This window comes from Neisseria sicca (assembly GCF_014054945.1).
In the GTDB taxonomy this organism is placed as follows: domain Bacteria; phylum Pseudomonadota; class Gammaproteobacteria; order Burkholderiales; family Neisseriaceae; genus Neisseria; species Neisseria sicca.
In genome coordinates, this window is sequence record NZ_CP059566.1 from 1,086,375 (window position 1) to 1,100,669 (window position 14,295).

The window sequence follows — 14,295 nt, forward strand, 5'->3', positions numbered from 1 at the left end:
CCTCTTCATCACAAAAGGTCGTCTGAAATATAGTGGATTAACTTTAAACCAGTACGGCGTTGCCTCGCCTTAGCTCAAAGAGAACGATTCTCTAAGGTGCTGAAGCACCAAGTGAATCGGTTCCGTACTATCTGTACTGTCTGCGGCTTCGTCGCCTTGTCCTGATTTAAATTTAATCCACTATAATGACCAACCCAGCACGAGCAAACCATGAACAAACTTACAAATCTTCCGTTCAAGGAAAAAGTTAACGAACTCAATGAAAATCTCATTGCTTTTGCAGAACCGGAAACTGTATTCTGTGAAAAACAGCCATGGCTAAAAAATCATTTCCTACCCATGATGAGTATAGATTTGGGAGAATTTAAAACAGAATGGAGTGGCACAATCGTCCATCTTATCAACCCAATCGAACCTTATGGATACAATATAGGTGGCTGCACACCCGCTTACCACAATAAATTTATTGGTGAAAACTGGCTGGCTTTCCGTTTGACAGACGATAACAAATATGAATTTTTGGGAGAAGAAGGCTATTTCACCCGCAGTCCTCAATACAGAGAGAACTTAAAACAAATACTTTGCGCCGATTTCGATCCCAATGCTTTTGAAAACAAAGACATTCTGGAAAAGTGTAAAGAAGAGTTTTATCAAGAAGCACTGAAGTATTTCGATGAATCTGTTCAAATCTATCAAAAGAACAAATCAGATTTTGAAAAACGAGAGGGGCGGTACGGCGACGAGCCTTACGATAATACCTATTTTGGTCTATATCTTGATAGATTAGGCGGAGTGATTAAAGGTGGAAATTGGGTAGATACTAGTCCCATTCCTCCCGCCTTCACTCTAAAAGAAGACAAGGATTGGAACGTATTCATAGAACACCAGGGTAATCCTTTCTACCATATTGCCTCATGCTCAGGATATGGATACTCCAACGGAGCAGATGACGTAATTCTGCTCTACGAACCCGTCAGCCGGATTGCATTATTTACATTCGAATGGACATAGAACACAGACTATTGTTAAACCCCACCATTATCAAACCACTCATTACAAGAGACAATAAAAATGCCCAAAATCACCGTACTCCCACACGCCGTATTATGTCCCGAAGGCGCAGTCATCGAAAACGCACCCGAAGGCAAAACCGTCCTTGACGTACTGCTCGACCACGACATCGAAGTCGATCACGCCTGTGAAAAATCCTGTGCCTGCACCACTTGCCACGTCATCATCCGCAAAGGCTTCGACAGTTTGGAAGAGCCGAGCGAGCTGGAAGAAGACCTGCTCGACCAGGCATGGGGCTTGGAAGCCGACTCGCGCCTGAGCTGTCAGGCAGTGGTTGCCGACGAAGACTTGGTGGTGGAAATCCCCAAATACACCATCAACCACGCGCGCGAAGATCATTGATGCAAAGAGGTCGTCTGAAACGGATACAGCAATGTTCAGACGACCCCTGCCAAATTTTGAGCAAACAAAAAGTCGTCTGAAACTGCCTTACCGACCGTTTTCAGACGACCTTCCGTCAAATCGCTGCCAAATCGTTTATTTGGAACGTGGAACGACAAACCTTAAGCGGGATACTTTCATCGAAGCGACGGTTTGCGCAACAGGGTAATTTTCCACTCTGCCTTTGGCGTTCAGCATACTGAGGCTGCTGCCATGACGGGTAATGATGCTCTTAGGTTCGGGCTTCGGTGCCGGTTCGTTTTTTGTTGCGGTTGTAACGGATTTCGGCGGTTCGGGGACATATCCCGCCAAGCCGAAGCGTTTGATGATTTTGTTTGCGGCATCCATATAACGCTGTTTTGCTTCTTCGTTTTCCACCACCATATCGTCAAGCGCCACAGACACGTCGTTGCCGCAGCCGACAATGCGTTCCGCAATACGCGAATACACCATCCAGCGTTTCAAACGCAAAGCGCCCGCATCTTCGTCCGGCGTGGCGGCATCCAAAGCAATCATGCCGTAACGCTTGCCATAACGGAGGCGCAGCGAAAGCCGCTTCAGCCCCTCACTATCGTCCAGCATCTGATAAAGCTCGCGGATAAGCAGCAGCAGGCGGTCGAACACCCCCGCTTTAGCAAGATAATTAGGATCATCGGAGGCGAGCGCGTAAATAAGTTTGGATAATTTGGCATTGAGTGCGTTGTTCATCGATTTTCCTGTTATTCATACTATAATGGATTTCTTTAAGAACCATTCCAAATGATTTGGTTGCATGACAAAGTGTAAATTTTCCTTAGTGAAAGTCAGAAAAATGTATTAACGTACACCTTGAAAATATTACATAGGAAAATACCATATGCGATTTCAGACGCATTAATCATTGCCGACACGAATTTTCCCCAAAGCATTAAAACCTAAACAAGCCATCCCGAATCAACCCATTCGGACACTCCAAAAGGAACGACATCATGAAATGGACAGACACCCAACGCATCGCTGAGGAACTCTACGACCTGCACGGCGACAGCATCGACCCGAAAACCGTTCGCTTCACCCAACTGCGCGACCTGATTATGGCGCTGCCCGACTTCGACGACGATCCCGCACGCTGCGGCGAACGTATCCTCGAAGCCGTACAACAGGCATGGATTGAAGAGGCTGAGTGAGGCAACATCATTTGTAAGCTAAAAACCAAGACGTCGTCTGAAAATTTTTCAGACGACGTTTGAATGGGTTGATAGCCAACTCAAGCGCGAAACATCTTATTGCTTTTGCGTTACCAACAAAAATACAAACCATTGAAATCCATTTAATTTCAAGACATTCCCACACATCAGAATATGTATTTTCTCGCCGGCTTGCCCTCATATGAATAGAGACAAGCATAATGGCAACCACATTAAAATAATTCATAAACTTTCTGAAAATTTTGAATTTGACTCATATACAAGGCAAATTTATCATACAAGCCTGAAAACGTTTAAAAAAGACAACCGAGGTACACAGCCAATGAGTTACGCAAAAGAAATCAATGCGTTAAACAACAGCCTTTCCGACTTGAAGGGCGACATCAACGTTTCGTTCGAATTTTTCCCGCCGAAAAACGAACAAATGGAAACCATGCTGTGGGACTCCATCCATCGCCTGCAAACCCTTCATCCCAAATTCGTTTCCGTAACTTACGGCGCAAACTCCGGCGAACGCGACCGTACGCACAGCATCGTCAAACGCATCCAACAGGAAACCGGCTTGGAAGCCGCGCCGCACCTGACCGGCATCGACGCCTCTCCCGACGAATTGCGCCAAATCGCCAAAGACTATTGGGACAGCGGCATCCGCCGTATTGTCGCCCTGCGTGGCGACGAGCCACCCGGTTATGAGAAAAAACCGTTTTACGCCGAAGATTTGGTCAAACTCCTGCGCTCTGTCGCCAACTTCGACATCTCCGTAGCGGCATACCCCGAAGTGCATCCCGAAGCGAAATCCGCACAAGCCGACCTGATTAATCTGAAGCGCAAAATCGATGCGGGCGCAAACCATGTCATCACCCAATTCTTCTTCGACGTAGAACGCTACCTGCGCTTCCGCGACCGCTGCGTAATGCTGGGCATCGACGTCGAAATCGTTCCCGGCATCCTGCCTGTTACCAACTTCAAGCAACTCGGCAAAATGGCGCAAGTAACCAACGTCAAAATCCCGAAATGGCTGTCGCAAATGTATGAAGGCTTGGACGACGACCAAGCAACGCGCAATCTGGTGGCGGCAAGTATCGCCATCGACATGGTCAAAGTCCTATCCCGCGAAGGCGTGAAAGATTTCCACTTCTACACGCTCAACCGCAGCGAGCTGACTTACGCCATCTGCCATATTTTAGGCGTGCGTCCTTAAAGCCGAAAACGGTTTCAGACGACCTCAGGGGTCGTCTGAAAAACAAAACACCGCCCCATCCGCCCTATTCTGATTTACAATACCGACCGATTCGGATTGAACCGGTCCTTACAAAATCCAACTGGAGAGTTCAACATGACAACATTACATTTCTCAGGCTTCCCGCGTGTCGGCGCCTTCCGTGAATTGAAATTCGCCCAAGAAAAATACTGGCGTAAAGAAATCAGCGAACAAGAGCTGCTCGACGTCGCCAAAGACCTGCGCGAAAAAAACTGGAAACACCAAGCCGCCGCCAACGCCGATTACGTTGCCGTAGGCGATTTCACTTTCTACGACCACATCCTTGACCTGCAAGTCGCTACCGGCGCAATTCCCGCCCGTTTCGGCTTCGACAGCCAAAACCTGTCTTTGGAACAATTCTTCCAACTGGCGCGCGGCAACAAAGACCAATTCGCCATCGAAATGACCAAATGGTTCGACACCAACTATCACTACTTGGTGCCTGAATTCCACGCCGATACCGAATTCAAAGCAAACGCCAAACACTACGTTCAACAACTGAAAGAAGCCCAAGCTTTGGGTCTGAAAGCCAAACCGACCATCGTCGGCCCGCTGACCTTCCTGTGGGTCGGTAAAGAAAAAGGCGCAGTCGAATTCAACCGCCTGAGCCTGTTGCAAAAACTGCTGCCCGTTTACGTTGAAATCCTGAACGCTTTGGTTGAAGCCGGTGCCGAATGGATTCAAATCGACGAGCCTGCTTTGGCTGTTGACCTGCCTAAAGAATGGGTGGAAGCCTACAAAGACGTTTACGCCACTTTGAGCAAAGTAAACGCCAAAATCCTGTTGAGCACTTACTTCGGTTCTGTTGCCGAACACGCCGCATTGTTGAAAGCCCTGCCCGTTGACGGTCTGCACATCGACTTGGTACGCGCTCCTGAACAACTGGATGCGTTCGCCGACTACGACAAAGTCCTGTCTGCCGGCGTTATCGACGGCCGCAACATCTGGCGCGCCAACCTGAACAAAGTTTTGGAAACTGTCGAGCCTCTGAAAGCCAAACTGGGCGAGCGTTTGTGGATTTCCAGCTCTTGCTCGCTGTTGCACACCCCATTTGACTTGTCAGTTGAAGAAAAACTGAAAGCCAACAAACCCGACCTCTACTCTTGGTTGGCATTTACCCTGCAAAAAACCCAAGAATTGCGCGTTCTGAAAGCCGCATTGAACGAAGGTCGTGATTCCGTTGCCGAAGAACTCGCCGCCAGCCAAGCTGCCGCCGATTCACGCGCCAACAGCAGCGAAATCCACCGCGCAGACGTTGCCAAACGTCTGGCTGATTTGCCTGCCAACGCAGACCAACGCAAATCTCCATTTGCCGACCGTATCAAAGCGCAACAAGCATGGTTGAACCTGCCTCTGCTGCCGACTACCAATATCGGTTCTTTCCCGCAAACCACCGAAATCCGTCAAGCACGCGCAGCCTTCAAAAAAGGCGAACTGTCTGCCGCCGATTACGAAGCTGCGATGAAAAAAGAAATCGCCTTGGTGGTTGAAGAGCAAGAAAAACTGGACTTAGACGTACTGGTACACGGCGAAGCCGAGCGTAACGACATGGTCGAATACTTCGGCGAATTGTTGAGCGGTTTTGCATTCACCCAATACGGCTGGGTACAAAGCTACGGCTCACGCTGCGTGAAACCACCGATCATCTTCGGTGACGTAAGCCGTCCTGAAGCCATGACTGTCGCTTGGTCCACTTACGCACAAAGCCTGACCAAACGCCCGATGAAAGGCATGTTGACCGGTCCGGTCACCATCTTGCAATGGTCTTTCGTCCGCAACGACATTCCACGCTCTACCGTGTGCAAACAAATCGCACTGGCTCTGAACGACGAAGTATTGGATCTGGAAAAAGCAGGCATCAAAGTCATCCAAATCGACGAACCTGCCATCCGTGAAGGTCTGCCTTTGAAACGCGCCGATTGGGATGCCTACCTGAACTGGGCCGGCGAATCCTTCCGCCTGTCCTCTACCGGTTGCGAAGACAGCACACAAATCCACACTCATATGTGCTACTCCGAGTTCAACGACATCCTGCCCGCCATCGCAGCTATGGACGCCGACGTGATTACCATCGAGACTTCACGTTCCGACATGGAACTCTTGACCGCGTTCGGCGAATTCAAATACCCGAACGACATCGGCCCGGGCGTTTACGACATCCACAGCCCGCGCGTACCGACAGAAGCCGAAGTGGAACACCTGTTGCGCAAAGCCATCGAAGTCGTACCGGTTGAACGCCTGTGGGTGAACCCGGACTGCGGTCTGAAAACACGCGGTTGGAAAGAAACTCTGGAACAACTCCAAGTGATGATGAACGTTACCCACAAACTGCGTGCCGAATTGGCGAAATAATTTTGAACTAGCGTAATCAAAAGGTCGTCTGAAAATTTTCAGACGACCTTTTTGCCAAATTAATATTTCATTTTTCCATCAAACTGAGCCTCCATAGCCTATCCTCCCTATTGTCTTCCACAATAATCTTTTATGACTAATGGGCAAAATAATTTATTTGGGGTATAATTACACGAAACTAAATTAAAACAGCGGCTAACTGTATCTACTCACAAACAGCAAAATCCGCATATATAGTGGATTAAATTTAAATCAGGACAAGGCGACGAAGCCGCAGACAGTACAGATAGTACGGAACCGATTCACTTGGTGCTTCAGCACCTTAGAGAATCGTTCTCTTTGGGCTAAGGCGAGGCAACGCCGTACGGGTTTAAAGTTAATCCACTATATCAAACAACACATTACAGCAACAAACAATAAGGATGCACGCTATGGGAATCATCAGTCTTATCTTCATCGCCGTAATACTGACCGTATTACTGCTCAACTTCAAACAAAAATTAGACCGTTGCAAAAGAGATTATCAAGAATCTTTTGTTGCACTCCGTATCGCCCTAGCATGCCGCCATCAGGCAGTCAGACATGTTTTGGATGCTTCAAAAATTTATCTGGGGCGAGAAGATGACAATGTCGACAGCAATTTATTGTCCTCATGTGGCGATGCCGAAGCCGTATTGACCCAAGCATCCAAATCATTTTCACCTGAATCCCTTTCGCGCTTGTGCAACGCAGAAGCAAGCTTGAACAACTCACTCCGCGCCCTGCAAGAAGTTTTAGAAAAAAGCCTGAAACAACGCCCCGATCAAGGTCTGAAAAGCCAGCTTGAAATGCTGGACGCCGCCGAAACCGATGTTGTATCTGCACGACGCGCCTACAATCGATCTGCAGAACGCTACAACCGCATGTTGAGAAAAACCATGAGTGGACTTGTTGCCAAAGTATTGGGTTATCACGCGAAAGCCAGCCTGATTAAATTTGAGGACAACAGCGTTCCGCAAATGAGCAAACACTTGATGGCTTGATAAACGTGGCGCAAATAGATCAGGATGTAACGTTGTAATTTGGTCTTAATCTGAATATCACAAGCCATAGAAATAGCACAGAATCCATCCATTCTGTGCTTTACTATAGTGGATTAACTTTAAACCAGTACGGCGTTGCCTCGCCTTAGCTCAAAGAGAACGATTCTCTAAGGTGCTGAAGCACCAAGTGAATCGGTTCTGTACTGTCTGCGGCTTCGTTGCCTTGTCCTGATTTAAATTTAATCTACTATGATATCCCTTATCCTCAAATGGAAAAACCATTCCAATCCTTCTCTTGAGAAAACAGGAAAATTATCAATCAAATTATTGCTTCTTCAAACCTTTGGCTTTAACGACGGCAATAGTACCGTCAATACCTTTTTGCTTAATCAACTCATTGAATTGATTGCGGTATACCGTCACTAAACTTGTGCCATCCAGACGGAAATTGTAGATTTTATAAGCAGAACCTACCCGATAAAGCTGATACGCTACTTCGTATTTCTTACCGCTCTTCGTTTGAAGCTCTGAAAACACATCAAACTTATTGCCGTTTTCAGTCATTTTAGGCAGCAATTTAACCTTCGCATCGGCAGCGCCCACCAAAGCGGAATGGGAATACATCGAAACCACCATCTCTTTGAATGCCTGAATAAAATCTGTTTTCTGCTGTGCTGAGAAATTGCGCCAAGGCGCGCCGACAGCCAAAGCGGAAATGCGTTCATAATCCAAATAACGGTCGGCATACTGCTGTATTTGTTTGACACGCTGCGGCTCGCTCAAGGAAGTATTGCGTGCGATTTTCAAAACAGTATCGATATTTTGCTGCATCTGCTCTTGTGCAGGATGTGCAGCGGCAACATACGGGGCGGCAAGCACCATAGGTGCAGCCAGTACAAAAGCGGACAAATAGGATGCCATATACGTACCTATTTCTAAAAGTTTTAAAGGTTAATTGTAAAACTTTATATTTTAGAAATATTTAACGTAATGTAAAACCAAGAAAGGCAGGTAAAGAAGGTAGGAACAGCCTACATCCGACTCAATTCCCTTTGCAGGGCTTGGATGTTTTGCTGGCGGTCGAGTACCGCGCTTTGCAGGCTGTTGATTTCCTGTTGGTTGACATGACCGCCTTTGGCTACACGGGCTTGCGCCAGAGATTTTTGCGCTTCGCCCAGCGCTTTACGCTCGTTGCTCAACTCTGTTTCCAAAATCGAACGGCGGCTAGCACTGCCGGAAGATTTGGGCGCAGGCGTTGCTGCGACTTCAGGAGCCGGACGGATGGGCGCAGGTGCGGGATTTGCCTTAGCGGTATTTTTAGGGGCAGGTTTTGCGTTGCCGGCTCGTTTTGACGGAGCTTCGGCAGCAGGCTCGGGCATTTCTAAAGCGGGAGCATCGTAGCGCGTGCTGCTGTATTTGCCGATGGTCGGTAAATCTGCCGAATGGCAGTTTCCGGATGGGCGCGAAGTGTAGACAACTTCGCCATTGACTGTGCAGGTATAGATTTTAGAGGAAGCTTGTGCACCTGATGCGGCGGCAAACATCAGCAATGAAGCTGCCAATGCGTGGAATGATTGTTTCATGGTAAGGTCGTAATGTGAAATAAGTAATTGTTCGATAGATATTGCATTCAACTGTAATAGTATAACAATGCCAGCATATTCTCTCAAATAGGACGGCTGACTTTTTTAATTTCAAATCAAACCGTCTCATTCGTTATAGCGAAAATTGCCTCACTCGTTTTCAGACGACGTTTTTGCGGCTTTATCCGATTTTTTGGCGCGTGATTTGGCGTTTTTGCTCTTTGTCTCTTGCTCTTGCGCCTTTTCCCGCGATTTTTCTTTTGAACGCACCTTCTTGGGCTTGGCCGCTTTTTCTTCGGTATCGCTGCTTAATTTGTTGATTTTCAGACGGTATGCACCGCCTTGGTGGCTGCTGATTTTGGGCAGATCCGCGCCTGTGCAGTTTCCAGATGGTTCGGATGTGTAGGTTTTGCTGTTACCGGAATGGCAGCTGAAGACGGCTGCTGCGGTGTGGAGGGATAAGCCCAAAATGAGGGAGGATGCGACGATAAGTGCCCCTTGCTTGATTCGTGAACGCATGTGTTTTCCGTAGTTTGAGTTTTCAGACGACCTATTTTTGTTTTTATAGTGGATTAACTTTAAACCAGTACGGCGTTGCCTCGCCTTAGCTCAAAGAGAACGATTCTCTAAGGTGCTGAAGCACCAAGTGAATCGGTTCCGTACTATCTGCACTGTCTGCGGCTTCGTCGCCTTGTCCTGATTTAAAGTTAATCCACTATATACAGTCCGACGGTCTGAAATGACCATGCCGAACTGTATTTTTTTGGCGGCTTCTGAAGGCAAGTACGGAAACCCTCGCTGCGAAGTATTTATAGTTGTGTAAATTCTGCGTCGATTTCCGTCAGGATTTGCTCTAGCTCTTCCTGCCACAAAAGCCAGTTTTCTTCTATTTGTGTTAATTTTACTTTAATTTCTGTTAATTGTGCGAGGGTTTGTTGTAATTTTGTTTTATTTTCGTCCGAATAGGCTTCTTCTTGTGCCAAAAATGTTTCACATGCTGTTTGAATTTCGGAAAGCTGCGCCATTTCTTTTTCGGCTTTGTCGATTTTCTGCTGTATCGGCTTGCCGCGTCGGGCTTTTTCTTGACGGATTTGTGCTTCGATACGCTTGGTATCTTTGCGGTTTTGGCTTTGCGCGGAAGCGGCAGGCGCGGCTGTGGCGTTTTCCTGCGCCAACCGCCATTGACGATAATCGTTTAAATCGCCGTCAAAGTTTTTCAGACGACCTTTGTCAATCAGGAGGAAGCTGTCGGTAGTGGCTTCAAGCAGGCTGCGGTCGTGCGATACGACGATTAAGGCGCCTTGGAAACTTTGCAGCGCGAGCGTCAGAGCGTGGCGCATATCCAAGTCCAAATGGTTGGTCGGCTCGTCAAGCAGCAGCAAATTCGGTTTTTGCCAGATAATCATGGCAAGGGCGAGGCGGGCTTTTTCTCCGCCGGAAAAGGGTTCGGTTTTCTGCAACGCCATATCGCCGACAAAGTTGAAGCCGCCGAGGAAATTTCGGATTTCTTGTTCGCGCACTTCGGGAGAAAGCTGCTGAATATGCCAAACAGGGCTTTGGTCGGCGCGGATGGTGTCGAGCTGGTGTTGGGCGAAATAGCCGATATTGAGTTTTTCGGAACGGACGATGCTGCCGGAGAGCAAATCGATTTTGCCTGCCAAAGCTTTGATAAACGTAGATTTACCGCTGCCGTTGACACCCAATAGCCCGTAACGTGCGCCGCTCTCCAGCGACAGGGTAATGTCGTGCAGGACGGTTTTTCCTTCGTAACCCAAATCAGCGTGCTCCAGCTTCAGCAAGGGATTGGGCAGATGGTCGGGATTGTAAAACTCAAAGGAAAACTCGCTGTCCAAATGCGCGGGAGCGATGCGCTCGAGCTTCGCCAACGCCTTCATGCGGCTTTGCGCTTGAACGGCTTTGGTGGCTTTGGCTTTGAAGCGGTCGATAAAGGATTGCAGATGTTTGATTTGCGCCTGCTGTTTGACATAGGCGGCTTGTTGTTGCGCCAGGCGTTGTGCACGTTCGTTTTGGTAAAAATCGTAATTGCCGCCGTATTGCGTGAGCTTTTGCTGGGACAATTCGATGGTTTGGGTGGTGGCCGCATTGAGGAAGTCACGGTCGTGGGAAATGATGATTTGCGTGCAGGGTAAAGAGGCAAGGTGGTTTTCCAGCCACAAGACGGTTTCCAGATCCAAGTGATTGGTCGGTTCGTCAAGCAATAGCAAATCGGCGCGGCAAATCAGGGCTTGCGCAAGATTCAGGCGCATACGCCAGCCGCCGGAAAAGGATTTGACGGGACGGCTGTGTTCTTCTTGCGAAAAACCCAGTCCGTTCAGCAATTTCGCCGCACGGGCCGGCGCGGTATAAGCGTCGATTTCTTCCAATTTGGCATGGTATTCCGCCTGCTTCATGCCGTCATTTTGTGCTTCCGCCTGCGCCAAGATCGTCTGAAAAACCTGCAACTCGGCATCGCCCTGCAAAACGTAGTCCAATGCGGAAATGTCCAAGTCGGGCGTTTCTTGGGAAACGGAAGCGATCCGCCAATTCTTCGGAATCGAGACATCGCCGCCGTCCTGAGTGATTTCCCCCTTGATTAAGGCAAACAGGCTGGATTTGCCCGTCCCGTTTTTACCGATCAAACCGACGCGCTGACCGGGATTGACGGTGGCGTTGGCTTTGTCGAGCAGGACTTTCAAACCGCGTTGCAGGGTGAGGTTTTTGATTTCAATCATGATGTAATAATGGACGGGCGGAAAAATGGGAAAGGCGGTATTTTATAGTGAAAACAGCATTATGTCGCCGTTCGTTGGTGCCGTAGCGTTTCAACGTGAATCCATGATGGAAAAAGGTCGTCTGAAAACGGAGGATGTTTGAGCGAAACCCGCTATATCCGTTTTCAGACGACCTTTGATGTAACGAAACGGCTTAATGTTGATAATCTGCCGAATCCTTACGGATTTGTTGCAGAAATTTCCGCGTGCGCTCATGTTTAGGGTGGTCGAACAACTCTTTCGGACTGCCCTGCTCTACGATGACGCCGCCGTCCATGACGACGACGGTAGTAGCGACTTCCAGCGCAAACTTGATTTCGTGGGTCACGACAACCATCGTCCAGCCTTCCTGCGCCAATTCTTTCATGGCGTTCAATACGTCTTGCACCAATTCGGGATCCAGCGCGGAAGTGGGTTCGTCAAACAACATCAGCTCGGGCTGAATTGCTAATGCGCGGGCGATGCCGACGCGCTGTTGCTGACCTCCGGAAAGCTGGTAGGGATAAAGGTTAACCTTGTCGCCCAAGCCAACTTTTTCCAGCAATTTCAAAGCTTCTTCGCGCGATTGGGCGGCAGGCTTACCCTGTACGGCAACCGGACCTTCCATCACGTTTTCCAACGCGGTTTTGTGCGGAAAAAGGTTGTATTGTTGGAACACCATGCCGGATTTGCGGCGCAGCGCCAAGATGTCGTGCTTTGTCGTTTTTTTGGAAAAATCGATTTTAAGCGGTCGCTCGTTGTCGAACTCGATTTGTCCGTCTTCGGGCATTTCCAGCGCGTTTAAGCAGCGCAGAAACGTCGTTTTACCCGAGCCGGAAGGTCCGAGGATGACGACCACCTGCCCTTTGCCCACATCCAAATCGATGCCGCGTAAAATGGTGTTCTCGCCGAAGGTTTTGCGGATATTGCGGATTTTAATCATGGCTTCCCCTTATTTGGCGACATAGCGGTCGAAGCGTTTTTCCAAGTGCGCCTGAATCAGGAACAGTACTTTGCAGAAACACCAGTAAACCAAAGCGGCTTCAATATAGACGGGCAGGAAGTCGTAGGTACGGTTTGCCGTTTCCTGAGCGACGCGGAACAATTCCGTTACCGTCACCACCGCTGCGAGCGAGGTATTTTTGAACAAGCCGATAAACTCGTTGCTCAAAGGCGGCACGGCAACGCGGAATGCCTGCGGCGCGACGATGCGGCGAAAAGTCTGCATATAGGTCATACCGATGGAGAAACCCGCCTCCCACTGTCCTTTCGGCACGGACAAAATCGCCGCGCGTATGGTTTCGGAAGCGTATGCGCCGACATTGAGCGAGAAACCGATGATGGCGGCGGGAATCGGATCGATGAAAATACCGACGGACGGCAGCCCGTAAAACACAATCACAAGCTGCACCAACAGCGGCGTCCCCCTAATGATGGAAATATAAGTTTCCACTAGTTTCAGCAGGATTTTCCGCACGATGCCGCCCGAAGGCATAATCCGCACCAAAGCCACGGCGATGGCAATCACCATCCCGATCAGGAATGACGCCACCGCCAGCGGCAGTGAGACCATAAAACCGGCTTTGACCATAGGCAAAAACGCGCTGACAATCATATCGGCGCGTGTTTCCGTCATAAACGGCAGCGAAGCAAGAAAATTATTTAACACTGATGTCTTTTCCGAAGAATTGTTCGCCCAGTTTTTTCAGCGTACCGTCGGCTTTCAGCTCGTTGATTGCCGTGCTGAATTTCGCCACGACTTCGTCATTGCCTTTATTGACAATCAGGCCGGAACCGACTTTTTCATCGGCAGGCGCAGACCAAACGATTTTCACGCCGGCATTCGGGTTTTTCTTCAGATAGTCTAAAACTGCCAATTCATCGTTCAACGTCGCATCCGCGCGTTTTTGTTCAATCAGGGTCAGCGATTGCGCCAAACCGTCCACCGGTACGAGTTCCGCACCCGCAGCTTTGGCTTTTTCGCCGTAGTTGCTGGTCAGGGATTGCGCGGTTTTGACGCCTTTGATGTCGTCGATGGATTTGATGTTGCTGTCTTTGCGCGCAACCAAAACCGCACCGCTCCAGCTGTAAGGTTCGGATTTGTCGAATGTCGCTTGGCGTTCGGGACTGGTCAAACCGACTTGGTTTGCCACCACGTCGAAACGTCCCGCCTTCAAACCCGCCATCATCGAATCCCATTGCGTTTCTTTAAATTCGACTTTGACGCCCAGTTTGTCGGCAACGGCGCGGGTCACTTCTACATCGTAGCCGGTCAGCTTGCCGTCTTTGTCGTGGTAGGTAAACGGCGCGTAAGTGCCTTCGGTACCGACGGTAATCGTACCTTTATTATTGATACGCTCGATTAAAGAACCGGAAGCGTTGGCAGATTGGGCGGGAGCAGAAGAAGACGCGCTACCGCCCTCTCCGCCGCAGGCCGCCAAAACCAATGCGGTCATGCCGCCGAGTACGAATTTTTTCAACATAATCCTCTCCTGAAGAAAAAGTGTGCAAGAGCCGCATTCTAAGTGAAATTGCGGCAAACACAAAGAATACTTTTTTATATTGCTTATTCCGAAACGGATAAAGGAAGCCGTAAAACCTCCATCCATCAAGCAAAGGTCGTCTGAAAACAGCCTTGATACCCCCTTTTCTGTTTTCAGACGACCCTCTTTATCGTCCGCATCATGA

At 48.9% G+C, this 14,295-nt stretch carries 15 protein-coding genes; 6 read left to right on the top strand and 9 right to left on the bottom strand.

All coding sequences use genetic code 11. The features are described from left to right. The first annotated feature begins 210 nt into the window (after positions 1–210). Together H3L95_RS05315 and fdx are read left to right on the top strand one after the other, a co-directional pair. Complete coding sequence (locus H3L95_RS05315) at positions 211–1,011, top strand: hypothetical protein (RefSeq protein ID WP_003758546.1); 801 nt, start codon at positions 211–213, stop codon at positions 1,009–1,011. Between the two features lie 60 nt (positions 1,012–1,071). Further along, a complete protein-coding gene (fdx, locus tag H3L95_RS05320; RefSeq protein ID WP_003758550.1) occupies positions 1,072–1,413 on the top strand; it encodes an ISC system 2Fe-2S type ferredoxin in 342 nt (113 codons plus the stop codon). A 135-nt stretch (positions 1,414–1,548) separates the two neighbouring features. Here the strand turns inward: fdx and H3L95_RS05325 are convergent, their stop codons facing one another. Further along, on the bottom strand, positions 1,549–2,160 hold the full coding sequence (locus H3L95_RS05325; RefSeq protein WP_003758554.1) for a hypothetical protein: 612 nt from the start codon (positions 2,158–2,160) through the stop codon (positions 1,549–1,551). A 260-nt stretch (positions 2,161–2,420) separates the two neighbouring features. On the opposite strand from H3L95_RS05325, the gene iscX reads away from it, so the two are divergent. Next, complete coding sequence (gene iscX / locus H3L95_RS05330; protein ID WP_003742471.1) at positions 2,421–2,618, top strand: Fe-S cluster assembly protein IscX; 198 nt, start codon at positions 2,421–2,423, stop codon at positions 2,616–2,618. A 7-nt stretch (positions 2,619–2,625) separates the two neighbouring features. On the opposite strand, the gene H3L95_RS05335 is transcribed toward iscX, so the two are convergent. Continuing rightward, positions 2,626–2,865, bottom strand: a complete 240-nt coding sequence (locus H3L95_RS05335; protein WP_128887922.1) for a hypothetical protein — start codon at positions 2,863–2,865, stop codon at positions 2,626–2,628. 96 nt (positions 2,866–2,961) lie between these two features. On the opposite strand from H3L95_RS05335, the gene metF reads away from it, so the two are divergent. The 3 genes from metF (at position 2,962) to H3L95_RS05350 (ending at position 7,274) form a co-directional block, all read left to right on the top strand. Then, a complete protein-coding gene (metF, locus tag H3L95_RS05340) occupies positions 2,962–3,840 on the top strand; it encodes a methylenetetrahydrofolate reductase (RefSeq protein WP_040668526.1) in 879 nt (292 codons plus the stop codon). 135 nt (positions 3,841–3,975) lie between these two features. Continuing rightward, positions 3,976–6,252: a 5-methyltetrahydropteroyltriglutamate--homocysteine S-methyltransferase gene (metE, locus tag H3L95_RS05345; RefSeq protein ID WP_003758559.1), complete on the top strand. Its 2,277-nt coding sequence runs from the start codon at positions 3,976–3,978 to the stop codon at positions 6,250–6,252. Positions 6,253–6,674: 422 nt separating this feature from the next. Then, positions 6,675–7,274 carry a LemA family protein gene (locus tag H3L95_RS05350; RefSeq protein WP_003758561.1) on the top strand — a complete coding sequence of 200 codons (600 nt, stop codon included), beginning with the start codon at positions 6,675–6,677 and terminating at the stop codon, positions 7,272–7,274. A 324-nt stretch (positions 7,275–7,598) separates the two neighbouring features. Here the strand turns inward: H3L95_RS05350 and H3L95_RS05355 are convergent, their stop codons facing one another. The 7 genes from H3L95_RS05355 to H3L95_RS05385 all read right to left on the bottom strand — a co-directional run bounded on the left by H3L95_RS05355 (position 7,599) and on the right by H3L95_RS05385 (position 14,090). After that, positions 7,599–8,195, bottom strand: a complete 597-nt coding sequence (locus H3L95_RS05355; protein ID WP_003758567.1) for an MlaC/ttg2D family ABC transporter substrate-binding protein — start codon at positions 8,193–8,195, stop codon at positions 7,599–7,601. Positions 8,196–8,305: 110 nt separating this feature from the next. Next, a complete protein-coding gene (locus H3L95_RS05360; RefSeq protein WP_039862900.1) occupies positions 8,306–8,857 on the bottom strand; it encodes a hypothetical protein in 552 nt (183 codons plus the stop codon). 150 nt (positions 8,858–9,007) lie between these two features. Next, a complete protein-coding gene (locus H3L95_RS05365; RefSeq protein WP_003758572.1) occupies positions 9,008–9,376 on the bottom strand; it encodes a hypothetical protein in 369 nt (122 codons plus the stop codon). 290 nt (positions 9,377–9,666) lie between these two features. Beyond that, positions 9,667–11,589: an ATP-binding cassette domain-containing protein gene (locus H3L95_RS05370; protein WP_003758575.1), complete on the bottom strand. Its 1,923-nt coding sequence runs from the start codon at positions 11,587–11,589 to the stop codon at positions 9,667–9,669. Between the two features lie 193 nt (positions 11,590–11,782). Continuing rightward, positions 11,783–12,550, bottom strand: coding sequence for an amino acid ABC transporter ATP-binding protein (locus H3L95_RS05375; RefSeq protein ID WP_003758577.1), 768 nt, complete (start codon positions 12,548–12,550; stop codon positions 11,783–11,785). 9 nt (positions 12,551–12,559) lie between these two features. After that, a complete protein-coding gene (locus H3L95_RS05380; protein WP_040668528.1) occupies positions 12,560–13,276 on the bottom strand; it encodes an amino acid ABC transporter permease in 717 nt (238 codons plus the stop codon). Then, on the bottom strand, positions 13,266–14,090 hold the full coding sequence (locus tag H3L95_RS05385) for an amino acid ABC transporter substrate-binding protein (protein WP_003765704.1): 825 nt from the start codon (positions 14,088–14,090) through the stop codon (positions 13,266–13,268). Before H3L95_RS05385 ends, H3L95_RS05380 begins: the two co-directional genes overlap by 11 nt. Positions 14,091–14,295: the final 205 nt, after the last annotated feature.